Consider the following 23,185-nt stretch of genomic DNA (forward strand, 5'->3'; position numbering starts at 1 on the left):
CCCCGGGACTGTGGGGAGGCGGCCGGTCAGTGGCCGTCTCGGTGTGCGTGCGCCGCCGCGAGGAGGAGGTAGCTGCTGGCGGTCCAGGTGTAGGCGCGGTCGCGCAGGCCCGTTCCGGAGAGGGCGTCGAAGTTCTCGGCGAAGCCGTGGGTCTCGCACAGGGCGCGGAACCGGGCGCTGATGTCGTCGGCCAGCCGGTGGTGGCCGGCCCGGCGCAGGCCGTCCTCGACGAGGACGGTGGCGGGGGCCCAGATCGGGCCGCGCCAGTAGCCGTCGGCGAGGTAGTGGGGTGACGTGGGCAGTTCGGTGGCCAGGCCGTACGGCGTGAGGTGGGCCTTGATGTGGTCGGCCAGCGCGCTGCTGATCTCGCCGGGCAGGTGCTCGCCGAGCGCGATGGGCATCAGGTCGAGGAGGCCGGCGCTGCTCCAGGTGTCCCCGGTGGCGACCGACCGGGTGACGAACCGGTCGCCGGTCCAGAGCTGGTCGAGCAGCGCGGCCTGGGTCTCCTCGGCTGCGGCCGTCCATCGGTGCGCCGCCTCCGCGTTGCTCAACTCCTCTGCCAGCTGGGCTAGTTCACGCAGTTGGAGGATGAGGAAGGCGGACAGATCGGCGGTGACGACCACCCGCTCGGGGTCGAAGGTGGTGGCGTTGTCCCAGCCGCTGTCGTTGCCGTGCTGGTAGTGGGCCAGTTCGGCGCCCGGGGCCCGCCGCGCGGTGAGCCAGAAGGCGGTCCAGCGTTCCAACCGGTCATACACCTGAGTCAGTTGCTCCTGGTCGGGAGGTGCCGGCAGGAGGCGGCGGAGGTGGCCGAAGGCCCAGCCGTGGATGGGCGGCTTGACGAAGTTGTACAGAACCTCGGAGTGGGTGACCGAGTCGGGCAGGGCGCCGCCGGCGTCCTGGTGGTCGAAGGGCAGGGCGAACTGGTCCAGGGCGAGTTCGGGACAACCGCGGGCCAGAGCGAGGGCGTTGAAGCAGTGGTCCCAGCTCCAGACCTTGTCCATCCAGTGCTTGGACATCAGCACTGCGGGCCGGGTGACCAGGCCCGCCGGCCGTACGGTCGCCGACCAGACGACGTAGGCGGCGAGTTCGGCCGCCGGCGTGGCGGCCGAACGCCAGGGTGCCACCGCGTCCACGAAGTCCGCGAACGCACGCCGCGCGGACTCCACGACGTCGTCGAAGGTCCCCGAGGACACGTACGGCGGGCGCGCGGTGTCGAGTTCGTCGATCGCGATCTCCCAGGTCCCGTCCGCGTCCGCGGTCACGGCGACACCGCGGTCGGCGCTGCCCAGGGCCTGCGCCCCGGCCACCTCGGCGAGGGTGCCGGACAGCACGGTGACGCGGTAGCGGCGCCCGGTCTCGTACGACGTGAACACGTGCCCGTCCGCCGCCGGGTCGTGGAAGAAGTACGTCCCACTGAACGGGGTCAGGGCCTGCGCGGCGGCGAAGACGCCGAAGCCCAGTCCGCTCCCCCGCAGCCGTACCGTGTCCGGCGACTCGTAGGCGAGGTCGACGCGCCCGCTTTCGCCGATCCAGCTGAGCAGGCCTGGTGTCGCCTCGACGCGAGCCTCGGCGCAGTCGCCCTCAGCCGTGGTGTTCAGGGGGACCAGGCGCAGGACTCCGTGCATGCCGTTCTGGTGCGACACGAGGTGGAGGTCCTCGGCGTACGTCTTCTCCGCCACCACGGGCGAGATGTCGAACCAGGATCCGTACGTACTGAACGGGATGTCGTCGACGGAGAAGGCCGGGCCGGACGGGGCGGCGGTCATGGTGGCGTGACTCGTTTCTGGAGCAGGGGGCAGCAGCCGGCGGGCAACTGGCCGGTTTCTGTGACGGGTTGGGGGGCTCAGTCCTTGACGGCTCCGGCGGTCACGCCGGCGGCGACGTAACGCTGGGCGAGGACGAGGATCACCGCGGCCGGCAGTGAGGCCACGACGGCGGTGGCCATGATGGCGTTCCACTGCTGGTTGTTGTTGCCGATGTAGTGGTAGATGCCGAGCGTGATCGGCTCGTGGGCGCCGCCGTTGACCAGGGTGCTGGCGAAGACGAAGTCGGACCAGGACCACAGGAACGCGAACAGGGACACCGTGACCACGGCGTTGCGGCTCATCGGCAGCACGACGGACCAGAAGGTGCGCAGGGCCTTCGCTCCGTCCACCTGCGCGGCCTGGAGGAGTTCGCCGGGGATGCCGGACATGAACGCCGTGAAGATCAGCACCGCGAACGGCACGGCCAGGGTCGAGTCGGCGACGATCAGGCCGGGGACGGACTGGAGCAGGCCGAGCTGGAGGTAGATGGCGTAGAAGCCCATCGCCATGATGATGCCGGGGATCATCTGCGCGGCCAGCAGGACAAAACTGAGGATGCCGCCGCCGCGCGGGCGCAGCTTGGCCAGGGCGTAGCCGGCGGGTGCGGCGAGGGCGACGGTCAGCGCGACGGTGCCCAGGCCGATGACGAGGCTGGTGCCGAGGTAGGGCAACTGCTCGTCGAGGACGGCGCGGTAGCCGGCCAGGGTGCCATGGACCGGGAACAGGTCCGGCGGGCTCTTGCGCATGTCCTGGTCGCGGGTGAGGGAGACGTTGAGCATCCAGTAGACCGGGAGGAGCATGATCCCGGTCAGCACCACACCGATCGTGGTCTTCACCCAGGTACGCCTGCGTATGCGGCTCATGACAGCGCCTGCTTTCTCTGTACGCGGACGTAGACCAGGCCGAAGACCAGGGCGGCGACCACGAGCAGGTTGCCGACGGCCGCGCCGGGACCGAAGGCCGGCAGGAGGTTGCCGAAGCCGAGCTGGTAGGACCAGGTGGCCAAGGTGGTGGACGAGTCGGCCGGGCCGCCCTTGGTCATGATCCAGATGATGTCGAAGACCTTGAGCGTGTAGACCAGCCCCAGCAGCAGGGTGATCGCGGACACTGGGCGCAGCAGCGGGAAGGTGATGCTCCAGAACCGGCGCCAGGCCCCCGCCCCGTCCAGCGCGGCGGCCTCGTACAGGCCGGCCGGGATGGACTGCAGGCCGCTGTAGAGCACGACCAGGTTGAACGGGACGCCGATCCAGATGTTCGCGATGATCACCGACGTCAGGGACCAGGACGGTGAGGTCAGCCAGTTCACCGGTCCGATTCCGACGGCGTGCAGCACGGCGTTGACGATTCCGGAGTCGCTGTTGAGCATCCACGACCAGGTGGACGCCGAGACGATCAGCGGCAGCAGCCAGGGCACCAGGAACAGGGCGCGCAGGGTGGCCGACAGCCGGAAGTGCTGGTTGAAGAAGACCGCGAGGGCCAGCCCGATGGCGTACTGGAAGACCAGGCACGCGGCGGTGAAGACCGCGGTGTGCACGAGGGCCGGGGCGAAGGTCGGGTCGTCGAAGACCTTGCGGTAGTTCGCCAGGCCCGTGAACGGGGCGTCGCCCTGGACGAAGGAGCGGACGGTGTAGTCGCGCAGGCTCAGGTCGAGGTTGCGGTAGAGCGGATAGGCGTAGAAGAGGGCGAGGTAGATGGTCACCGGGGCGAGGAATCCCCAGGCGGCCCACTGGGTGGAGGTGGGCCGGGGGCGCTTCCCGCTGCGGGCCCGGGACGGGGCGGCAGCGGGCGCCGCCCCGTCCCGGACGCGCTCGGACCGGTGGTCCGGCGGATGTGTCGTCTGCTTCATCGGCACGTCACTTGGCCGCGGCCTGCGCCGAAGTCAGCGCGTCCTTGGGCGACGTGGATCCGCTGAGGGCGGACTGGACGGCCTTCCACATCTGCTCGGAGATCTTGGGGTACTTGGTGCCCAGGTCGTCACTGGTGCGGCCCTTGGCCGCCTTGACCGCGGCGACCCACGGCTTCAGCTCGGCGTTCGCGGCCACCTGCTTGTCCTGGACCTCGCCGGTCGGGGCCACGTAGGACAGGGTGGTGTCGGTGGTGTAGAGGTTGGCGGTGCTGGTCAGGCAGGTGGCCAGCTTCTGTGAGGTGGCGTAGCGGGCGGTGTCCTTCTGGACCGGGATGGTCACGAACTCGCCGCCGGTCGGGGCCGCGGCGTTGCCGCCCGTGGCGCCGGGGATGGGCAGCACCCCGTAGTCGAAGCCGGCCTTCTTGGCGTTCGCGAGCTGCCAGGTGCCGTTCTCGCTGAACGCGTAGTCGCCGCTGGCGAACTCCTGCCAGCTGGTGGTCTGGGTGTTGTTGAGGACCGAGTTGGGCGCGTAGCCCTGCTTCAGCCAGTCCTTCCACAGCGAGAGCGCCGACACGGCCTGGGCGGAGTCGAGTGCGGTGAGCTTGGCGCCCGAGCCCCAGAACCACGGCAGGAACTGGAAGCTGCCCTCCTCGGTGCCGATCGCCGAGAAGGTGATGCCCTTCTTGCCGGCCTTCTTGACCTTGGCCAGCGCCGCCGTCAGCGTGTTCCAGTCCTTGACCGAGGCGATGTCCACGCCGGCCTTCTTCAGCACGTCCTTGTTGTAGTAGAGGGCCAGGGTGTTGGCGCCGATCGGCGTGCCGTAGGTCTTGCCGCCGGACTGGCCGGCCGCGAGCAGGTTGGGGTCGACCTTCGAGGTGTCCAGCTTGTTCTCGTCGGTCGTGGTGAGCACGCCCGCCTCGGCCAGCGTCGACACCACCGGGTTGTCGACGATGAGGACGTCCGGCGAGTTGCCCTGTTGCGCCGCCAGCAGCGTCTTGTTGCCCAGGTCGCTGGTGTCGAAGCCGGTCCGCTTGATCTTCACTCCGGCCTTGGTGCCGCACTGGTCCAGCAGCTTCGCCCAGTCCGAGGTCTTGTCGAACTGCGGGTACGGGTCCCAGATGGTGTACGTACCGCTGCCGGTGCTGCTGCTGTCGCTGCTGCCCGAGCCGGAGGAGCAGGCGGTGCCGGTCACGGCCACGGCCAGGGCGGTCACGGCCGCCGCGGTCAGACGGCGCTGTCTGGAGGAGCTGTTCATTGCGAGGGTTCCTTTGTTCTGGGCATGCCGGTGCCGAGGCACGGGGCGGCGAGGAACGGCGGGCACGGCGAACGGCGCTGTCGGGCCGTTCGGGCGTGCGTGAGGTGAAGGGAATCGAGGAGCAGAGCTACGCGGGTGCGGTCAGAGCGCGGTACCGGTCCCTGCGGGCCCGGTGCTGGCCCGCAGGGAGATCGGCGGTACGAGGAGGTGGTGCCGGGGCGGTGCGTCGGGATGGTCGAGCCGCTCCACCAGCAGATCGACGGCGCGCCGGCCCATTTCCTCCGCCGGTACGTCGGCGGCGGTGAGCTGCGGGGTCACCGTCTCCGCCCACCGGCCGGCGACGACGCCGGTGACTGAGAAGTCGCGCGGCACGTGGCGGCCCGCCTGAGCGAGCCCTCGGTAGAGACCGCCCAGCGCTGCCTCGTTCAGCGTGACCAGACCGGTGGTGGCCGGCTCGTCGTGCAGGATCTTTTCCAGGCAGGCCTGGCCGGATGCGGCGTCGTCCCCGCAGCTGTACGTCCGCACGGTCAGACCGCGCTCGGCCGCGGCCTTGGTGAAGCCGTCCAGGCCGCGGTGCGCGGACTCGTATCCGGCCCGCAGCAGCTGCTCGGGACGGTTGACGAAGGCGATCCGGCGGTGGCCGAGGTCCGCAAGGTGGTGGACGCACGCCGCCGCAAGGGCGGTGTGGTCCAGGCCGACCCACCAGCCGCCTTCCGGGTGGGCGGTGCGGCCGATGGCGACGGCGGGGAAGCCCAGCTCGGCCAGGTGGTCGACCCGGTCGTCCGCCAGTCTGATCTCCATCAGGATCGCGCCGTCGACGCGGCGTTCCCCCAGCAGCCGCTGGAAGGAGCGGTCGCTGTCCACGCCGCTGGGTGACAGCAGTACGTCGTAGTCGTAGGCCGCGGCGGCCTCCACCACACTGCCGATGAAATCCAGCTGCATCCCGGTGTAGTGGTTGCCCGCCGGCGGGAAGACCAGCCCGATCGTGTTGGTCCGGCCGTTGGCGAGGGCGCGGGCGCTGGCGTTCGGGCGGTAGCCCAACTCGTCGATGACCTGCTGGATCTTCCGTCGGGTGTCGTCCGAGACCGGGCGCTTGCCGCTCAGCGCGTACGACACGGTGCTCCGCGAGACACCGGCCCGGCGGGCGATCTCACCGATGTTCACGGGTGACTCCTTGCTCGAATTGCTCGAACCGGTTCGACTCCTCCATGGAGAGAGTACTCATCGGCTCATGAGGGTGTGGGGTGGACCGTGACGCGCATCCGATCGTCGAACCGGTTCGCGTGAAGTGAACGTAGGAACAGCCGCAGCGACTGTCAACACCCCCGACGAGACTTTCGTATCTGACAGAAGGCCCGGATTTCTTCTGGTCGGGGGATTGATGGTGAGGATTCCGCGGTGTTAGCTTCCCGGAACCGGTTCGACGAAGTGATCCTTCCGACGGCCGCAGGAATGTTTCACACCTTCCTTGAAACCGCGGGGCTCGCCACCCCGCCGACCGAACGACTTCTCCAGCTGTCACGAAGTCCATCGAACCGGTTCGACTCGTGTCGACAGCCGTTGCACCGATACACAAGGATTGAGGACGCGATCCATGCCATCCGCTGACAGATCCGCCCTGTGCCGGGCCCCGGCCGCCATGGCGCTGGCTCTCGGTGCGGGCCTGCTGGCCGCTCCGGCCGTGCCCGCACAGGCGGCGGAGACGCCTCAGCCCGCCGCCCACTACACCTTCGACCAGGACGACCTCACCTCCGGCAGGATCACCGACAGCTCCGGCAACGGTCTGACGGCGACCCTGGTCAATGCCTCCACCGCCGAGTCGGTCACGGGCACGGACGGCGGCAGGGCGCTGTCTCTGCCCGGCGGGGCACCCACCTCCGACGGGGCGTACGTCCGCCTGCCCCGGGAAGTCCTCGGCGACGCGAGCGACTTGACGGTCTCGGCCCGCGTGAAGTGGGGCGACGACAAGTCGGCGTGGCAACGGATCTTCGACCTGGGCACAGACACCAACAAGTACTTGTTCACCACGCCGTCCAACGGCAGCGTGCTGCGCACCGCCGTGACCACCGGCGGCGGCGCGGAGGCACAGGTCTCCGGCTACGCACCGCTGCCCGCCGACGGCTGGCGGACGGTCACCGTCACCCTCGACACCGCCGCCCAACGGGTCACCACCTACCTCGACGGCGTCGCCGTCTCCTCCGCCGCAACGACCGTCAGGGCCAAGGACCTGCTGGACGGTTCGGCCACCGCGGCCGGCTACATCGGGAAGTCCTTCTACCAGGACCCGCTGCTCAAGGGCGCGATCGACGACTTCACGGTCTGGCACGCGGCGCTCACCGCCGAGCAGGTGGCCGGTACGGTCGAGGCCGTGCCCACCCTCCAGCAGCTCTCCCGGACGTCCTTCGACGTCCGCACGACGACCGGGACCGCCCCGTCCCTGCCCGCCGCGGTCCGCTCCGCCTTCTCCGACGGCTACGACCGCGACACACCGGTCACCTGGGACGCCGTACCGCCCGGGAAGTACGCCCAGCCGGGCACCTTCACGGTGACCGGAACCGCATCCGGGCAGCCCGTGCAGGCAGCGGTCACCGTGGTCCGCGAGGGGGCCCTCACCGTCGACCTCGGCTCGGACACCGGCGCCTTCCACGGCGGCGCCTCCGGCACCCTCTACGGCGTGTACGGACCGGACGTCCCCACCGGCAACCTCATCGAGGGCATGGGCCTGCGCACGGTCTCCACCAAGGCCCAGGACGGCCCGCAGCACCCCGGCGCCGACGCGCTGGACGTGGTCAGGCCGCTGGCCGACGCCACCGACGGTGATGTGTACATCTACATGACCGACATCAACCGGGGATTCCCGTACGAGTGGCCGGGCGACACCCCCGCCGAGAAGCTCAAGCTCTACGAGGAGAAGCTCGCCAAGCAGGTCGACCAGGTCCTGCAACTGCCGAAGCAGTACCAGGACAACATCGTCTTCGTGCCGTTCAACGAGCCCGAGGGCAACATGTTCGGCACCGGTGAGTGGAGCTACGACAAGGTCAGCTGGCTGACCGACCCGAAGGACTTCTTCGCCGCCTGGGACTCCGCCTACAAGCTCATCAAGGGCAGGATGCCGGACGCCCGCATCGCCGGCCCCAACACCAGTGTCCTGTTCGACCAGGTCAAGGGCTTCCTCACGCACGCCCTGGCCGCCGGCACCCTCCCCGACGTCATCACCTGGCACGAGCTGAGCCACCCGGAGGCGGTGCGCCAGAACGTGGCCAGGTACCGGGCGTGGGAGAAGGACCTGTTCAAGGGCACCGACCGCGAGGGCACCCGACTCCCGATCAACATCAACGAGTACGCCTTCAACTACCACACCTCCGTCCCCGGTCAGATGATCCAGTGGGTGTCCGCGATCGAGGAGTCCAAGGTGGACGCCGACATCGCGTACTGGAACATCGACGGCAACCTCTCCGACTCCGCGGTGCAGTCCAACCGGGGCAACGGCCAGTGGTGGCTGCTGCACTCGTACGCCTCGATGAGCGGGCACACGGTGAACGTGACCCCGCCGTTCCCGGGCCAGAACTACACCATGCAGGGCGTGGCCACGCTCGACGAGAAGAAGAAGCAGTCCCGGCTGCTCTTCGGCGGGTCCGCCGGCAAGGGGCACATCACCTTCGACAACGTGCCCAGGAAGGTCTTCGGGGAAAGCGTCCACGCCTGGGTCAGCGAGATCGACTGGAGCGGGCAGCTCGGCGACAACTCCGGCCCGAAGCTGCTGACGGAGACGAACCTGAAGGTCGGTGAGGACGGGAAGGTCGTCCTCGACTTCGGCGACGGCACACTGCCGAAGCTGAAGGAGTCCTCGGCGTACGAGATCGTCCTCAGCCCGGCCGGCAAGGCGAAGGGCACACAGCAGGCGCCGGTGCGCTGGCAGGGATCGTACGAGGCGGAGGACGCCGCCCACACCGGGTCCGGCTACTCGAAGAACGGCCCGGAGGGCTCGACCAGCGACGTGTCGAAGTTCTACACCTCCGGCGGCTACGACGTGGGCGGCCTGCGCACCGGCTCGGACGTCACGCTGGACTTCGCCGTGGACGTGCCCGAGGACGGCACCTACGACCTGAGCCTCTTCGCCAACTCCCTCAACACCTTCGACAAGGTGAAGGACCAGGGACCCACCAACGTCTTCCTGCGCGTGGACGGCCAGGCAGCCGGCGAACAGGAGCTGTACATGCCGCTCGGCTACAAGTGGGTGGTGTGGGACCACACCGACACCACGGTGCACCTCACCAAGGGCAAGCACACCCTGACGCTCGCCGCGAAGAGCCTCGACGGCAGGCGCGCCACCAAGGGCGACGCCATCGTCGACCGGCTCACGCTCTCCCTGCCGGACGCGTCCGCGGCCACCGAGGTCTACGAGGGTGAGCTGGCCTGGACGAGCGGCGGGGCGCACCCCGTCTACGACCTGCCGAAGCACACCCCGGCCCCCGCCACCGGCTCCGGCGCCGTCCGGGTCGCGAAGCACCAGACGGCCACGTTCTGGGTGTACTCCCCCGCCGACCGTGAGGCCACTCTCAGGGTCGACACCCTCGGCGGCGCGGACGCCCGGCTCTCCGTCAACGGGCACGACGCCCTGCACGTGACCAAGTCCAGGCACGAGGTGGCCGTCTCCCTCTCGGGCGGCATCAACAAGGTGACGGTGACCGGCGGTTCGGACACCACGCTCATCGACCGGCTGGCGGTCACGCCGACCGACGGCACCCTCAGGACGCGTACGTACGAGGCGCAGGACGCCAGACTCGCGGGCACGGCCACACTGACCCCGCTGTCCCTGGCCACCGACGGCACGGCGATCACCGGGATCGGCGGCGACCCGGGCAACGGCAACTCCGCGACATTCACGGTCACCGCGGACAAGGCCGGCCTGTACGCGCTGCGCATCCGCTACTCCAACCCCGAGCAGTCCGAGGCCACTCACTACAACCCGGACCCGCTGGCCCGCCACGCCGACATCACCGTCAACGACGGCGAGGTACACCGCGTCGGCTTCCCCCACACCTTCCACCAGAACAACTTCTGGGAACTGACCGTCCCCGTCCACCTGAAGAAGGGACAGAACACGATCGCCTTCCGCTCCGAGGAACTGCCCAACTTCGACGGCACCACCTACGCCTCGGACACCTTCCCCGGAGTGCTGCTCCGCTCCCGCTACGCGCCGCTCATCGACCGGATCACCGTCACGCCGTACGCACGAGAGGTGCGATGAAGTGACTGACCACCGGCACTGAAGCGACGTGCGCTTCGGCCGGGTGGCCGCCCCTGCCCCGCGGGCCCCGCCCGACGGGCAGGCTGCGGCTGCCCGTCGCCGAAGTCAGTACGTACGAACCCTTCATGATTGCGGCGCGTCCCCTCACCGGCGCTCTTGTGCGCCAGCCGGTCGTGCGCCCGTACCGGCACGGCGCACCCGAACATGCAGTGCGCGCGATCTACGTCGGCAAGCTCGGCCTGGTACACCGGCGATGCCACTGACCTGGCGGCACCCAGGCCCCTGAAGCGGACACAGCTGTACGTCGGCGCCCCGGCGAAGGCGGCGCCGGCCCGCAGCGGGCCCAGTCGGTGGTGGAATCAAGTAGATGCGGCTGGGCGATGCAGCCACTCAGGTACGTGACCCGGATCGACTGATGGGGTGGCCTCCAACTCTTCCCTCGCGCCGGACTCAGGTAGCAGCGGCTCTCGTCCGCTGGAGGGCGGCCTCGGGCAGCAGGATCCGCAGGTGGTGGCCGTCCGGGAGCTGGAAGAGGAGACGGGCTTGGTCGTCGGCGAGTCTCGTCTGCTTGGCGTCTTCGACCCGCTCCCGGCGACCACAGGTTGCACGGACCCATCTCTTCCTGGCCACGGGTGTTGAGCCAGGCCATAGACATCGCGATGAGACCGAGATCGGCATGACGGTGCTCTGGTCGACGTTTCCCGATGCCATCGAGGCGGTCCGCACCGGAGCGATTGCCGACGCAGGAAGCGTCGCTGCCCTGCTCCTTGCAGGGCTCACGCGGGAGCAGTCATAGGCACGACAGGCTCTCCTCTGCCTGTTCCGGAGCTGGGTCAGGGCTTTCGGTTCTGGACGCGGACGACCGCTGCGGGGATCGCGGCGACCCCGCCGCCGAGCATCCCTGCCGACGATAGCGTCAGTTGCTCGTAGCACCAGATCGGCCAAGTCAGTCCGTCGCTGGTGGATCTGGTTGAGGCTCTGCGGCTCGAGGTCCAGCTCGACCAACCGTGGGATGCGCTTGCCGGCGCCCGGGACCACGCGCTCCCGTGCGGCGGCACGCCGCTTCTGAGCTACTTGCGTCTTCTCTCCGGCCTGCGGGACGGCGACCGTCTGACCCCGCGGCGGATACGTACCCCTCTACGCGATTGCACTGATGCCGAGGCCGGATAGGGTGCGACAAGCTTGTCGTTCTGCACTGAGACGCCCGAACCGTTCGGGCCGGTCCGCACCGTGCGGACGGTGCGAGGGGGGAGGCCGAGTGACGGCACACGTCATACCTGTTCAACATGTCGGTCACGTCCGGGAGTTCGCGGAGCGCCTGCTGACGTCGGTGGTCCGGGACGTGGCGGTGCGGGACGCGTACGGCGACTTCACCTGTTCACCCGCGGGCCTGTGGCTCGCGCTTTCGGCCGTGGCGTCCGGGGCGGAGTCGGGAACGGCTCGGGAACTGCGTGACCTGCTCGGTGTGGCCGGGCCGGACGCCGCCATCGCTGTCACCGAGGTGACGGGACAGCTGGCACAGACGCAAGGCGTTGCGGTCGCGACAGGCGTGTGGTCGCGGGTCGGTGTCTACCGGGACTACCGCGAGCGCCTGCCGGACGTCCGCTTCGGGCACCTGGACCTCGCCGACGTGCGGACGCTCGATGCCTGGGTACGCGAGGCGACCGGCGGAATGATCCGCGAGCTCCCGGACGGCCCGAAGGGGGAAGAACTCCTTCTGCTCGTCAACGCGCTTCAGCTGGACGGCACTTGGGCGTCACGGTTCAAGCAGGAGGCGACGTCCGACCAGATCTTCACCGACGCCCGGGGCGTCGAGCACGTCGTCCCGACGATGGCCAGGTCGCTGCCTCGGCCGTCGTACGCGTGGACCGTGGAGGCCCCCTCCGGAAACCCGGCGGACGAGGTGGACGTGGTGGCGCTGCTGTGCACCGCGGGGCCAGAGCGACGGCCGCTGCAGGTCAGTTGTGTGCTGGGAGCGCCTGGCCGAGGCCCGGCGGAAGTCCTGCCCGCCGCCTGGGCGGCGCACGAGCGCCGGCGCCCGATCGACGCGGACGCGGTCACCATCACGCTCCCACGACTCCACCTGCACACGCGCCTGCACGCTGAGCGGCTCCTGGCCTCGCTCGGCGCGCCCCTGGCCGTGTCCGAGCTCGCCGACTTCTCCGGCATGTCCCCCGAGCCGCTGCGCGTCGACAGGGTCGCCCAGGACTCGGTGCTGAGGATCGACGAGCAGGGGGTCCGGGCGGCTGCGGTGGCGCAGATGTGGCAGAGGACGCTGAGCGTCTCCGGCCGTGAACCGCGCACCAGGCACATCGCCTTCGACAGGCCGTTCGGCCTCGTGGTCTTCGCCGGCGACACCGGATTGCCGTTGTTCACCGCCTGGCAGGCGTCCGCACCCCGGTCGCCCCATGTCTGACGAGGTGGGCCGGGGGCCGGTCATGCAGCTGAGGCGCGAGTACGGGAGACGGACGGCCCGTGTACGCGCGATTTCAGGCATATGGGGAGTGGTGTGGCCCGCTTCGTTTCCGGGCGCGCCCAGGGCTCGGTCGACCGCGCACGCGCTTGCTGTACTCGTGCCCGTGACGGCGGTGTGCGGGGCGTACATCGCCTTCTACTGGGCCGACGATCCGCGGGCCGGCTCCCAGTCCCGCGTCGACGTGCTGACAGCGGGCCGGTCGACGATGGCGACGTACTGGCTGCTGGTCACGCTGGCGGGGCCAGCGGCGAAGGCCGTGACGCCGCTGCTGATCCTTCGTACCGCCTTGATGAACGACAGCGACTACTGCACGGCACTGGTGCCCACGCATCCGCTGTCGGGCCGTGTGCTGCCCATCAGTGTGCTGGTCGCGTTGGCCGCGGGCTCGGCGGCCACGTGGATCATGTCGGTGCTCTCGCCTCGCCGGGCACGGCCTGCGGCCCGGACCTGCGACTCGGAGGCGGGCGCCCGAGGGATATCCAGCAGTGCTGCGGGGAAACAGCCGTGGTGAGCCTTCTCATGGCATTCGTCTTCGGCCCGCTGCTGTACGCAGCCGCGGTGTACGGCGTACGCAGACGGGAGACTCTGCCACCCCTGCCCAGCCCCCCGCCCCATCGTGAGCTGGCCGCGCCTGTGGTGAACCTGCTGTTCGGTCGAGGGGAGGTCACGCCCAAGGCGATCGAGACGACCAGCCTCCAACTCGTTGCAGCGGGCCGGCTGCGGCTCGAGCGCAAAGCAGACGGCACCCCGACCGTGCGCCTCACCCCCGCCGCCGAGGACAACCGACACCTGCGCCCCTTCGAGCAACTGCTCCTCGAACGGATCCGCCACCGCTGCCGCGACAACGTCGACCGGGTGCCCATAGAGGCGCTGGGGCCTGGGGACGGCGACGAGTACTGGATATGGTGGCGGGGCTTTCAACAAAGCGTTCAGGACGAGGCGATGGCCCTCGGTCTGATCCGCCCGGCCCGCGAGAAGTACCTGACTTGGACGCTGAGGATCGCCGGGTGTCTTGTGTGGGCGGGCCTGCTGTACGGCTGCGCCGAGTTGGGCGGCGACGTCTTCGACGTAGCCTTCCAAGCGACTGTCATCGTCTCGGTCCTGCTGGTCTTCTGGTACGAACGTTTCCCGCGCAGGTCCGGTCCCCGGCTTACTCCTGCTGGCCGCCAGGCCGCGACCCGGTGGCGCAACAGCGCGCAGGCCACCTCACATCACCCTCCGAAGCGGCAGGTGGGAGCGAACGGCCCCGAGTCGGCACTCCCCGTTCGCGAGTCCCGCCGTATCTGGTCCTCGTACAACAAGTCGTGGCATGTCATCGACACGGCGCCGCTGGACCCGCCGCGCTGGGGCCGCATGTGGCAACTCGTCGTCCTGGCCCTCACCGCCTGCGCCACGACAGCGGCACTGGTCATGACCGCGCGCACTGCCTACGACGCGGCTGTCTGCGCCGTCCCGGTTCTCATCGGCCTGGTCCTGGCGGGTCTCTGGCTGCCGGCGCATCGCCGAATCCACAGTCTCCCGGCCGAGTTGACCTTCCGTGGTGCGGTCATCTGCCGTTGGGACTTCACCACTCATTACGACGATCCGCCGACCTTCATCACGCACTACTGCTGCTCGATCGAGCACCCCGAATCCCGCCAGGCGTGGTCCTTCGAAGTGGACCAATGGCACCGGCCGATGTTCTCCACGGAGTCCAACCCCCAGCTGAAGGACCGCTTCAAAGTGGGCGACGTGGTCGACGTGCACTGCAGCCCCCGCCGACGCAAGATCCATCAGATCGCCGTGGTCGAGGCAACTACGAGAAGTTGATCAAGATCGCGAAACCAGACTGGAGTACTAGCAGCTGCCGCACGGTGTCGACTTGCTTGGCGTAGCACCGGCGCACGGCCTGTGCCACCAGCGGCTCGCCGGCGGCACAGTTCGCGTGCATGAGGAAACGCAGAATGCTCCGGTCCGCGACGAGAGCGGCGTAGGCGACGCGTGCGGCATTCGACGCCGCCTCGGGAGCCAACCCCGCCCCACCCGACGCCGGCGAGTGCGCGACCAGTGTTTCGGTCATGACGACGGACACGTGGTCGACTGCCGCCGCGAACAGGGCTTCCTTGTTCGGGTACAGGCGGTAGAGATACGGCTGCGAGATACCGACCCACTCTGCGATGTCGTGCGTCGTCGTACCTACCGGGCACCTCGTGGTCGCTGCCGCCTCTCTTGTCGCTGGCTTCGGCTCCGATCTGGCCGCTGGCGCCGCCGCGTTGTGCGGAGCGAGCGTGGGCCCGTCAGGTGATCGCCAGCAGGGCCTTGCCCGTCAGCTTGCGTGCTTCGAGATCGCGGTGGGCGTCGGCCGCGTGCTCCAGGCGGTATACCGCGCTGATCACTGGGCGCAGTCGTCCTTCGGCGCCGAGGGCGAGGGCCCGCGCGGCATTGGGCAGGTGCTCGTCGGTGAGTGCGCCCGAGGCCACGGGGGTGATGATGTCGATGCCGCGGCGGGTGATGTCGTCGTAGTCGAGGGAGGCGAAGCCGGTCGTCGTGCCGTAGGTGACCAGTCGGCCACCGTCGACGACTGTGGACAGCGTGGCTGTCGCGAGTCCGCCGCCGGCACCGTCGTAGGCCAGGCCGACTCCGCCGCCGGTTACGGTTCGTACCTGGTCGTCCCATCCGGGCTGGGTGTAGTCGATGGTGATCTCGGCGCCCAGCTTCTTGGCGAAGGCTCGTTTGTCACCGGTGGACGCCGCCGCGATCACGCGTGCTCCGGCTTGCGCGGCCAGCTGGACCAGCTGTGACCCGGCTCCTCCGGCGGCGGCGGTGACCAGTACCCACTGGCCGCGCCTCGGTTCGCCGAGCCGGTCCAGGGCGGCCGCGGTCGCGCCGTCGTGCAGCAGGGCCGCCGCGGTCTGGTCGTCGACCTCGTCGGGGACGGGCAGGAGCTGTCCCACGTAGACGGCGATCTGTTCGGCGTAGCCGGTCTCGGCGGCGGCCAGGACCCGGCGTCCCAGCCAGGCGCGGTCGACTCCGGTTCCCACCGCGATCACGGTCCCGACGCCGCCGGTTCCGGGCACGAAGGGCGGTGTGCGGGCGAAGTGCTGGGTTGCCCATCCCCCGCTGCGGATCAGGGCGTCGAGGAAGAGGATGTCGGCGAACGCCAGAGCGACGATCACCTGGTCGGGGCCGGGTTGGGGTTCTGGCGCCTCTACCACGGACAGCACCTCGGGGCCGCCGAACTCAGTGACGTGCACGACTCGCATCCAGTCTTTCCTTTCGTTGTTCCGGTCAGAAGAGCGACGGCCTGTCCCAGGGGAGAGGCCGTCTGGCTCGTCGACGGCGTCCGCAATCAGGGCGGTATCGGCGACCGACTGGGTGGGCTGGTTCCTCGGTGCCGCCGGGATGGGTTGGGGCGGCGACGGTGGTCGCGATCAGATCCTCAGATGAGGAGTGGACGGGACGGGGCGCGCCCGGGGTGAGCCGGGACGCCGCGCCCCGGGTGGTCAGGCGGGTAGGGAGGGGTAGTCGGTGTAGCCGTGCTCGTCGCCGCCGTAATACGTGGCGCGGTCGGGTTCGTTGTAGGGGCCGCCGGATGCGAGGCGACGGGGCAGGTCCGGGTTGGCCACGAACAGTGCGCCGAAGGCGAGCATGTCCGCGGCGCCGTCCTCGATCAGGCTCAGGGAACGGTGGTCGGTGGGCTCAGAGGAGGTGAAGGGGTTGAGGATGAACGTGCCGGGCCAGTCCTTGCGCAGGACCCCCGTCAGGCTCTGGTTGGAACCTTCGAGTATGTGCAGGTAGGCCAGGCCCAGCGGGGCGAGAGCGGCCGCCACGGTCGTGTAGGTCTCCTCCAGGTTGGCCTGGTCCGTCTCGTCGATGTCGTTGAAGGGGACCCCGGGAGAGAAGCGGACGCCGGTCCGGTGCGCGCCAATGGCGTCGGCGACGGCGCGGGTGACGTCGACGGCGAAACGCGCCCGGCCCGTTGTGTCGCCTCCCCATCGGTCGGTGCGCTGATTGGTGTTGGGGGCAAGGAACTGGTGGATCAGGTAGCCGTTCGCCCCATGGAGCTCCACCCCGTCGAAACCGGCGGCGATGGCGTTGCGCGCCGCGTCCGCGAAGTCGGCGATCGTCTGCACGATCTCCTCGTCATCCAGCTCCCGCGGAGTGACGAAGTCCTGGAGGCCCTCATGGGTGTATACCTGCCCCTTCGCTGCGACGGCGGAGGGCGCCACCGGCACCAGGCCCGCGGGCAGCAGGCTGGGGTGGCCGATGCGGCCGGTGTGCAGCAGCTGCGCGAAGATCACTCCGCCTTCGCGGTGAACCGCGTCGGTCACCTGACGCCACGCGGCGACCTGTTCGGCGGAGTGCAGGCCCGGAGTGTCGGGGTAGCCCTGACCGACCACCGACGGCTGAACGCCTTCGGTGATGATCAGCCCGGCGCTTGAGCGCTGGGCGTAGTAGGTCGTCATCAGCTCCGTCGCACTGGCCCCCGGCCCGTAGGCCCGGCTTCGGGTCATCGGCGCCATCGCGATGCGGTTGGCCAGACGCTTGCCGCCCAGCTCGATCGGATCGAACGCAGTCGTCATGATCTTCCCTTCGGTAAAGGGCCACCCGGCCGGCGGCCCACTTTCGATGCGCGCTATCGGCATCAGCACGCCGAGGCGCTGCGCTGCCTGCGGTCCATCGAGGACGCGCTCGCCGTCAGCGCGTCGCCTCACATGGACGAGACTTACGAGTTCCGATACTAGCGGGTTCCGGAACTGACCGGGGTATGATCTGGGTCATGGACGACTCCTCAGTGGTTGGTCGTGGGTCTCGACGCGTCGGCCGAGGGGGAAGGCAACGAGACGACACACGCGACGCCGACATCCTCGACGCCACGCTGGAGGTGCTCGCCGAGGTTGGCTATGAGCGGATGACGATGAATGCCGTCGCGGCCCGTGCCCACGCAGGGAAAGCGACTGTCTACCGCCGCTGGGAGTCGAAGCCCCAACTGGTCCTCGACGCGTTCAGGCACATGGGCCGCCACACCGCCAAGATCGAGCAGCCGCCTGATACCGGATCATTGCGCGAGGACCTTCGCGCCATGTTCAAGCCCGATTCGATCGAGGAAGAGCAAAGCAAGCTCAGCGTGACCAAAGGCCTCCTGTCCCTGGCCTCTCAGGATCTTGAGGTCGCCGAGATCATGAACGCCGTCTGTATCGAACCGTGGGCAACCGCCTTCCGCGAGATGATCGACCGCGCCATCGCCCGTGGCGAGATGGCAGACGACGTCGACCTGAACATGCTGAGTCGGTTGATCCCCTCCCTCGCGGCATACCGCTCCCTCGTCGAAGGCAAGTCTGTCGACCGGCCATTCCTCCTGGACATGGTCGACAAACTGCTCCTCCCGGCCGCCGGCGTCGCTCCGCCCGCATCCGACTAGCGATCGAGACCCGTGGCGTGGGAACCGCACCCGACCGCCCGAACCGGCAGGCCCCGCCACTGCATCCGCTGATCATGTGACTTGAGGTGAGCGCCGTCACAGCACGGGGAGAAGCGATGGCGAGGGGAGGGTGGCGTTCCTGACCGACGAACAACGCCGCAACTACGGCAGGTTCACGCAGGTGCCGGACGACGGGCAGCTGGCCGGCTACTTCCTGCTGGACCGTGAGGCTCGGCGGCGGGCGATTAAACGGCGGTCCGGATGCTGTGGCGCCCTTTGCCCGAGGGACGCCCCAGCATCGACTGCTTGAGGCCTACCGACCGAGCACACCGGCGTTCCCGGAAAACTACGGCCCAGCTGATCCTTCGTGCTTGCCGCGTATTTCGCCGTCGACGCCGTTCGCGCGCTGGCTGGCACTGGAAAGGCCGACCGCTCCATCCCCAGCATCGTCATCGCCGCCCTGTCCCTGGCGATCACGCCGTTCCTCTCCGCCGCCCAGCGCCGCATCGGCCGCGCACTCGGCTCCGCCTCCGCGGTCGCCCACTCCAAGCAGACCCTGCTGTGCACCTACCTCGCCGCCGTCCTCATGCTCGGCCTGTCCTCAACGCCACCCTCGGTTGGTCCTGGGCCGACCTCATCGCCGCCATCGCCACAAGGAAGGCCCCGACGCCTGGCAGGGCAAGAGCTGCTGTGCGCTGGCCAGTCGGTCCGCCGCCGAGGCGGACGCCTGCGGCTGCCGGCTGCAACTGCTGCTGACACGGCTCGCCACTCCGACTACCGGGGCAGCTTGGCGGTTCGTTCGGGGTGGGCGGCGGTGACGTAGCGCATGGCGGTCTGCTCGGTGATGCCGAACAGCCGCATCAGCTTGAGGGGGTCGGCGCACTCGAATGCCTCGTTGAGGATCCGGTCCTGACGCAGTCCGTCCAGGGTCAGGCCCTTTGGGAGGGACGCGCGCAGCGTGCCGATGCTGACGGCCGGGTGGTCGGGATCGACAGCGGTCTTCTGGCTGACCAGTAGGTGGTGGTTGGTCGAGGCGGGCCATCGCAGGTGGCGGTAGGTCGTCCAGTCGGCGGCGAGTTGGTGGGTGAGCTCCTCCAGGTAGAGGGTGTGCCGCAGCAGGCCGCGCCGTACTTCGAGGGTGCCACAGGAGAGGTTGAGGTCCGTCGTGCGCAGGGTTCGGATCCCGTGTCCGGGCAGTGCGTGGATAGAGGCCAAGGCGACGACCAGGCGGCCGAGCGGCGTCGACGCCTGGGCGAGCAGCCCCATCAGGAGGTCGGAGGGGACGGACTTCGGGATCCCCTTGATGTCGCCGACCGGGAGGTCCCGGTCAGCCCGGGGCCCATGCGTTCTCGACTGTGGGTCGCGTGGGGATCGGTCTCAAACATCAGGCCGCATCGCGGGAGTTCTACCTCGAACGACTGTCGGTCGCCATCGATCCCCTGGTGCGCTGAAGATACTCGCCGAAGCCGCAGGAGAGAGCCCGGCTGAACAGCCAGGTCCTCCCGCCCGGCCAGAACTGGCACCGTCCCCGCCACCCGACGATGACCGTCCCACTCAGTTGCGGCACGATGCCGCCTCGTTCTGTTCTCCTCAACCGCGAGGAGAGACGGCACCTGTCCTTTTCCGTCCCCCCTCTACTCAGGCGAAGACGAACCGCCCTTCTGCAAACGAAAGTTGTCGTGCAGAGGTGGGCGGTTCACGGCGTGGTGGCAACGCTCATAATGTTCGCGCACTGACGAAGATCCGAGCGGGCATGGCCGGAGACGACCGTGTTCGCCCTCCCCCTGGGCTTATCTCTAACAGAGGATGTACTGCATCGTGGCTGCTTGGTCAGGCGAGAACGAACTGATCCGCTGGGGCACGGCTGCGCACACAGGCCGCGCCGACGACCGCCTGATCGGCCGCGAACGTGAGGCGGAGGAGATCCACGAAGTCCTGAGCGAGCCTGACGGCCCGCGCCTGGTACTCGTGCGGGGCCACTGTGTCTGAAGCAGCGAGAGCAGCCGGGACGACGTTTTCTGCATGCAGCCCATCCTCACCGAAGTACAGGACCCACCCTGTCCTCTACCTCCGACAAAGTGGCCTGCGAACCGTCCTGGAAGCGCATAGCTCCCGGTCAGGCCGCCGGCATTGCGTCCAGGCGGCCGGCGGCGCGTTTACCACTCGTTCGAGGCAAGGAGCAGGACATGTCCGTCACGACCACCACCCACCTGAACTTCCGGGGCAACGCACGCGAGGCGCTGGACTTCTACCGGTCCGTCTTCGGCGGCCGCACCGTCGCGGTCACCTACAAGGACGCCGGCGCCGTGCAGAACGAGAGCGAGGCGGACTGGGTGATGTGGGGCGAGGTGACCGGCGCCGACGGTTTCCACGTCATGGCCTACGACGTCCCCTCGCAACTCCCCTGGAACCAGGGCGACAACTCGTTCTTCGTCTCCGTACGCGGCGACGACACCACGGAGATCAGTGCCCTGTGGGGCAGGCTTGCCGAAGGCTCGGCCATCGTGCGGCCGCTGGAACCCGCGCTGTGGGCACCGCTGTACGGCATGCTCACCGACCGCTTCGGCGTCACCTGGGTCCTGGACGTCACCGCCCCTTACAACGGCTGAACCGGCCAGATCTGACATGCCTGCGCCGTCCGGGCCGCCTCAGCCACACGGGCGGACCGGACGGCGCAGGCACCGAGCACGTACAGCAGTGGAAGGAAACGGGTCACCGTGCGGATGCGGAAGCTGGGACGGACCGGCATCGAAGTCAGCGCCTACTGCCTTGGAACCATGATGGTCGGCAAGATGGGCAATCCGGATCACGACGACTGCGTGGGCATGATCCACCGGGCGCTCGACGCGGGAATCAACTTCGTCGACACCGCCGATGTCTACGGCTACAGCGAGACCGAGGAGATCGTCGGAGAGGCCCTCAAAGGACGCCGAGACGAGGTCGTGCTGGCAACCAAGTTCAACGGCCCGATGGGCGAGGGCCCCAACCGAAGCGGCAGCTCCCGGCGCTGGGTCATCCAGGCGGTCGAGGGCTCGCTGAAGCGGCTGCAGACCGACTACATCGACCTCTACCAGATCCACCACCCCGACCCACACACCGACATCGAGGAGACCCTCTCCGCGCTCACCGACCTCGTGCGTGCCGGGAAGGTCCGCGCGATCGGCTCCTCCAACCTGCTGGCCTCGGACATCGTCGAGGCTCAGTGGGTGTCCCAGCGGCGCGGCCTGCACCGCCTTCGAACCGAGCAGCCCACCTACTCCATACTCAACCGCGGCATCGAGCGCGAGGTCCTGCCCGCCTGCCGCCGCTACGGCATCGGCGTTCTGGTGTGGAGCCCGCTGGCCATGGGCCTGCTCACCGGCCGCTACCGCAAGAACGCCCCACGGCCCGCAGGTGCCCGCATGCACTGGGTCCCCAAGCACCTCACCGACGAACACAAGCTTGATGCAGTCGAGCAGCTGCTCACCCTCGCCGAAGAATCCGGCCACTCCCTCACGCACCTCGCCATGGCTTTTGCCACCAGCCACCCCGACGTCACCGCCGCCATCATCGGCCCACGCACCATGGACCAGCTCGATGACCTGCTTGCCGGCGCCGCCCTCACCCTCGGCGACGACATCCTCGACAAGATCGACACCATCGTCCCGCCAGGTACCGACATCAGCCCTCTGGACGTCTCCTACACACCCCTCTCCCTCACCCGCACGGACCTGCGCCGACGCCCGCTCCACGAGCGGGCAGCCGCCTGAGAACCCCATGAACGTTCTCGACAGCCGCGCCCTCAACCGCGCCACCCTCGCCCGCCAGCACCTGCTCACCCGCGCCGACACATCCGTGCTCGAGGCTGTGGCCCACCTGTGCGGCCTGCAGGCGCAAGAGCCTCAGGAACCATTCATCGGGCTGTGGTCCCGCCTGGCCGACTTCAATCCCAGGCAACTGGACGACGCGCTCACCGGCCGCACGATGGTGCGCACCCACCTGATGCGCCGCACCGTCCACCTCGTCACCTCCGACGACGCGCTCGCCTGGCGAGCCCGCCACGACACCATGCTGCGCCAGCGAGTGCTGGGCACCTGGCGGCGCGAACTGGCCGGCATCGACGTGGAAGAGGTCGCCGCCGCCGGCCGCGCGGCCGTTGCCGACCGGCAGCCCCGCACCATGAGCGAGCTCGTACAAGAAGCCGTCGAAGACCGCTGGCCCGGCCCACCACGCAGGGTCCTGGGCGAGCTGCTCGTCGCAGCCCTCATCCCCATGGCCCAGCTCCCGCCCCGCGGCCTCTGGCACCAGAGGGCGGGCGTACGCAACCTGCCGTTGGCCACCTGGCTGGAACGGGACCTCGACCCCCTGCCCGCCCAGGACAGCGATCCCGTCGGGCAGCAACTGTTGCGCCGCTACCTTGCTGCCTACGGGCCCGCCGCCAGCGCGGACCTACGCGCCTGGTGTGGCCTCGCCGGACTTCCCGCCGCAGTCAAAGCCATCCGAGAAGAGCTGATTGCCTTCCGCGACGAACGCGGCCGCGAACTGCTCGATCTGCCCGACGCGCCACGCCCCCACCCCGATACCCCCGCCCCCGTCCGGTTTCTGCCGGCCTTCGACAACGCCATCCTCGGCTACCACGACCGCAGCCGCATCATCGACGACGCCCACCTCGGCCTGTCCGTCGCCGGCCAACGCACCGTCCTCGTCGACGGACGCGTCACCGCCACCTGGACCGCACGCGACCACCTACTTCGCGTCCGCCCCCTTCGTCCCCTCACCGTCCTGGAACAAGAAGCCGTCCAGGCCGAAGCCCAGGACCTGGCCACCTTCCTGGACGAAGACATCGAGCACATCCAACTCGGCACCGAGAGCTGAGCTGTACTGGGATTTCTGACTTGCGGAGAGTCTCCTGCCAGATGGGTGCGGCGAGCGCAGTATCGAGCATCGAGTGATCTCCCTTGGTCCAACACAGGAGGGCTCCGAGACGCTGTCCGCGTTCGACCTCCGCAGGAGTGAGCGGCGTGCTGACCCCAACGGCGATTACAGTACCGAGAGACACATGACCCGAGGTCATCCCCTGTCGGCGACGCGTGAATCGTGGTTCTGGATCACTTTTGGTGCCGGAGCAACGGAGGGTCACCACCTCCGCGATCATGAGCGGTCGTGACCCAC

General features: G+C 69.0%; 19 protein-coding genes and 2 pseudogenes. 11 read left to right on the forward strand and 10 right to left on the reverse strand.

The genetic code is table 11. The annotated features are described in order from the left end of the window. Positions 1 to 26: 26 nt before the first annotated feature. From ACFZDK_RS52555 to ACFZDK_RS52575, 5 genes are all read right to left on the reverse strand, one after another. A complete protein-coding gene (locus ACFZDK_RS52555) occupies positions 27 to 1,766 on the reverse strand; it encodes a trehalase family glycosidase (RefSeq protein WP_390985662.1) in 1,740 nt (579 codons plus the stop codon). Positions 1,767 to 1,843: 77 nt separating this feature from the next. Next, entirely contained in the window at positions 1,844 to 2,668 is an 825-nt protein-coding gene (locus ACFZDK_RS52560; RefSeq protein WP_390985664.1) for an ABC transporter permease subunit, read from the reverse strand. Continuing rightward, a complete protein-coding gene (locus ACFZDK_RS52565) occupies positions 2,665 to 3,651 on the reverse strand; it encodes an ABC transporter permease subunit (RefSeq protein ID WP_390985667.1) in 987 nt (328 codons plus the stop codon). Before ACFZDK_RS52565 ends, ACFZDK_RS52560 begins: the two co-directional genes overlap by 4 nt. A 7-nt stretch (positions 3,652 to 3,658) precedes the next feature. Further along, positions 3,659 to 4,906: an extracellular solute-binding protein gene (locus ACFZDK_RS52570; RefSeq protein ID WP_390985670.1), complete on the reverse strand. Its 1,248-nt coding sequence runs from the start codon at positions 4,904 to 4,906 to the stop codon at positions 3,659 to 3,661. 141 nt (positions 4,907 to 5,047) lie between these two features. Then, positions 5,048 to 6,070: a substrate-binding domain-containing protein gene (locus ACFZDK_RS52575; protein WP_390985673.1), complete on the reverse strand. Its 1,023-nt coding sequence runs from the start codon at positions 6,068 to 6,070 to the stop codon at positions 5,048 to 5,050. Positions 6,071 to 6,500: 430 nt separating this feature from the next. On the opposite strand from ACFZDK_RS52575, the gene ACFZDK_RS52580 reads away from it, so the two are divergent. The 5 genes from ACFZDK_RS52580 (at position 6,501) to ACFZDK_RS52600 (ending at position 14,442) form a co-directional block, all read left to right on the forward strand. Next, positions 6,501 to 10,157: a LamG-like jellyroll fold domain-containing protein gene (locus ACFZDK_RS52580; RefSeq protein ID WP_390985675.1), complete on the forward strand. Its 3,657-nt coding sequence runs from the start codon at positions 6,501 to 6,503 to the stop codon at positions 10,155 to 10,157. A 420-nt stretch (positions 10,158 to 10,577) separates the two neighbouring features. After that, a complete protein-coding gene (locus ACFZDK_RS52585) occupies positions 10,578 to 10,796 on the forward strand; it encodes an NUDIX domain-containing protein (RefSeq protein WP_390985678.1) in 219 nt (72 codons plus the stop codon). A 619-nt stretch (positions 10,797 to 11,415) separates the two neighbouring features. Then, entirely contained in the window at positions 11,416 to 12,573 is a 1,158-nt protein-coding gene (locus ACFZDK_RS52590; protein WP_390985680.1) for a serpin family protein, read from the forward strand. A gap of 157 nt (positions 12,574 to 12,730) precedes the next feature. Continuing rightward, positions 12,731 to 13,144, forward strand: coding sequence for a hypothetical protein (locus tag ACFZDK_RS52595; protein WP_390985683.1), 414 nt, complete (start codon positions 12,731 to 12,733; stop codon positions 13,142 to 13,144). An 8-nt stretch (positions 13,145 to 13,152) separates the two neighbouring features. After that, entirely contained in the window at positions 13,153 to 14,442 is a 1,290-nt protein-coding gene (locus ACFZDK_RS52600) for a DUF2207 family protein (protein ID WP_390985686.1), read from the forward strand. On the opposite strand, the gene ACFZDK_RS52605 is transcribed toward ACFZDK_RS52600, so the two are convergent. The 4 genes and pseudogenes from ACFZDK_RS52605 to ACFZDK_RS52620 all read right to left on the reverse strand — a co-directional run bounded on the left by ACFZDK_RS52605 (position 14,429) and on the right by ACFZDK_RS52620 (position 17,195). Further along, the gene (locus ACFZDK_RS52605; RefSeq protein ID WP_390985688.1) at positions 14,429 to 14,704 is read right to left on the reverse strand and encodes a hypothetical protein; all 276 of its coding nucleotides are present in this window, start codon (positions 14,702 to 14,704) and stop codon (positions 14,429 to 14,431) included. The genes ACFZDK_RS52600 and ACFZDK_RS52605 overlap by 14 nt on opposite strands. A 21-nt stretch (positions 14,705 to 14,725) precedes the next feature. Further along, a pseudogene (locus tag ACFZDK_RS52610) lies at positions 14,726 to 14,797 on the reverse strand (TetR/AcrR family transcriptional regulator); the annotation flags it as partial. A 112-nt stretch (positions 14,798 to 14,909) separates the two neighbouring features. Then, positions 14,910 to 15,875, reverse strand: coding sequence for a zinc-binding dehydrogenase (locus tag ACFZDK_RS52615; protein ID WP_390985691.1), 966 nt, complete (start codon positions 15,873 to 15,875; stop codon positions 14,910 to 14,912). A 240-nt stretch (positions 15,876 to 16,115) separates the two neighbouring features. After that, positions 16,116 to 17,195 carry an alkene reductase gene (locus tag ACFZDK_RS52620; protein WP_390985693.1) on the reverse strand — a complete coding sequence of 360 codons (1,080 nt, stop codon included), beginning with the start codon at positions 17,193 to 17,195 and terminating at the stop codon, positions 16,116 to 16,118. A 197-nt stretch (positions 17,196 to 17,392) separates the two neighbouring features. On the opposite strand from ACFZDK_RS52620, the gene ACFZDK_RS52625 reads away from it, so the two are divergent. Together ACFZDK_RS52625 and ACFZDK_RS52630 are read left to right on the forward strand one after the other, a co-directional pair. Continuing rightward, positions 17,393 to 18,034 carry a TetR/AcrR family transcriptional regulator C-terminal ligand-binding domain-containing protein gene (locus ACFZDK_RS52625; protein WP_390985696.1) on the forward strand — a complete coding sequence of 214 codons (642 nt, stop codon included), beginning with the start codon at positions 17,393 to 17,395 and terminating at the stop codon, positions 18,032 to 18,034. Between the two features lie 364 nt (positions 18,035 to 18,398). Continuing rightward, positions 18,399 to 18,852 (forward strand): annotated as a pseudogene (locus ACFZDK_RS52630) (hypothetical protein); the annotation flags it as partial. Here ACFZDK_RS52630 and ACFZDK_RS52635 read toward each other — a convergent pair. Continuing rightward, complete coding sequence (locus tag ACFZDK_RS52635) at positions 18,809 to 19,300, reverse strand: hypothetical protein (protein WP_390985699.1); 492 nt, start codon at positions 19,298 to 19,300, stop codon at positions 18,809 to 18,811. The pseudogene ACFZDK_RS52630 and the gene ACFZDK_RS52635 sit on opposite strands and share 44 nt — an antisense overlap. Before the next feature lie 552 nt (positions 19,301 to 19,852). Here ACFZDK_RS52635 and ACFZDK_RS52640 point away from each other — a divergent pair. From ACFZDK_RS52640 to ACFZDK_RS52655, 4 genes are all read left to right on the forward strand, one after another. Continuing rightward, on the forward strand, positions 19,853 to 20,023 hold the full coding sequence (locus ACFZDK_RS52640; RefSeq protein ID WP_390985702.1) for a hypothetical protein: 171 nt from the start codon (positions 19,853 to 19,855) through the stop codon (positions 20,021 to 20,023). Positions 20,024 to 20,220: 197 nt separating this feature from the next. Continuing rightward, positions 20,221 to 20,643 (forward strand): VOC family protein, encoded by a 423-nt coding sequence (locus ACFZDK_RS52645; RefSeq protein WP_390985705.1) that lies wholly within the window; start codon positions 20,221 to 20,223, stop codon positions 20,641 to 20,643. 108 nt (positions 20,644 to 20,751) lie between these two features. After that, complete coding sequence (locus ACFZDK_RS52650; protein WP_390985708.1) at positions 20,752 to 21,783, forward strand: aldo/keto reductase; 1,032 nt, start codon at positions 20,752 to 20,754, stop codon at positions 21,781 to 21,783. Positions 21,784 to 21,790: 7 nt separating this feature from the next. Continuing rightward, entirely contained in the window at positions 21,791 to 22,888 is a 1,098-nt protein-coding gene (locus ACFZDK_RS52655) for a DNA glycosylase AlkZ-like family protein (protein WP_390985710.1), read from the forward strand. Positions 22,889 to 23,185: the final 297 nt, after the last annotated feature.

Source organism: Streptomyces sp. NPDC007901 (genome assembly GCF_042959465.1).
Taxonomy (GTDB): domain Bacteria; phylum Actinomycetota; class Actinomycetes; order Streptomycetales; family Streptomycetaceae; genus Streptomyces.

Excerpts from the sequence above, each read along its gene's own strand:
- ACFZDK_RS52555 (WP_390985662.1), bottom strand. The coding sequence starts at position 1,766 with ATGACCGCCGCCCCGTCCGGCCCGGCCTTCTCCGTCGACGACATCCCG.
- ACFZDK_RS52560 (WP_390985664.1), bottom strand. The coding sequence starts at position 2,668 with ATGAGCCGCATACGCAGGCGTACCTGGGTGAAGACCACGATCGGTGTG.
- ACFZDK_RS52565 (WP_390985667.1), bottom strand. The coding sequence starts at position 3,651 with ATGAAGCAGACGACACATCCGCCGGACCACCGGTCCGAGCGCGTCCGG.
- ACFZDK_RS52570 (WP_390985670.1), bottom strand. The coding sequence starts at position 4,906 with ATGAACAGCTCCTCCAGACAGCGCCGTCTGACCGCGGCGGCCGTGACC.
- ACFZDK_RS52580 (WP_390985675.1), top strand. The coding sequence starts at position 6,501 with ATGCCATCCGCTGACAGATCCGCCCTGTGCCGGGCCCCGGCCGCCATG.
- ACFZDK_RS52600 (WP_390985686.1), top strand. The coding sequence starts at position 13,153 with ATGGCATTCGTCTTCGGCCCGCTGCTGTACGCAGCCGCGGTGTACGGC.
- ACFZDK_RS52615 (WP_390985691.1), bottom strand. The coding sequence starts at position 15,875 with ATGCGAGTCGTGCACGTCACTGAGTTCGGCGGCCCCGAGGTGCTGTCC.
- ACFZDK_RS52620 (WP_390985693.1), bottom strand. The coding sequence starts at position 17,195 with ATGACGACTGCGTTCGATCCGATCGAGCTGGGCGGCAAGCGTCTGGCC.
- ACFZDK_RS52625 (WP_390985696.1), top strand. The coding sequence starts at position 17,393 with ATGGACGACTCCTCAGTGGTTGGTCGTGGGTCTCGACGCGTCGGCCGA.
- ACFZDK_RS52635 (WP_390985699.1), bottom strand. The coding sequence starts at position 19,300 with ATGGGGCTGCTCGCCCAGGCGTCGACGCCGCTCGGCCGCCTGGTCGTC.
- ACFZDK_RS52645 (WP_390985705.1), top strand. The coding sequence starts at position 20,221 with ATGTCCGTCACGACCACCACCCACCTGAACTTCCGGGGCAACGCACGC.
- ACFZDK_RS52655 (WP_390985710.1), top strand. The coding sequence starts at position 21,791 with ATGAACGTTCTCGACAGCCGCGCCCTCAACCGCGCCACCCTCGCCCGC.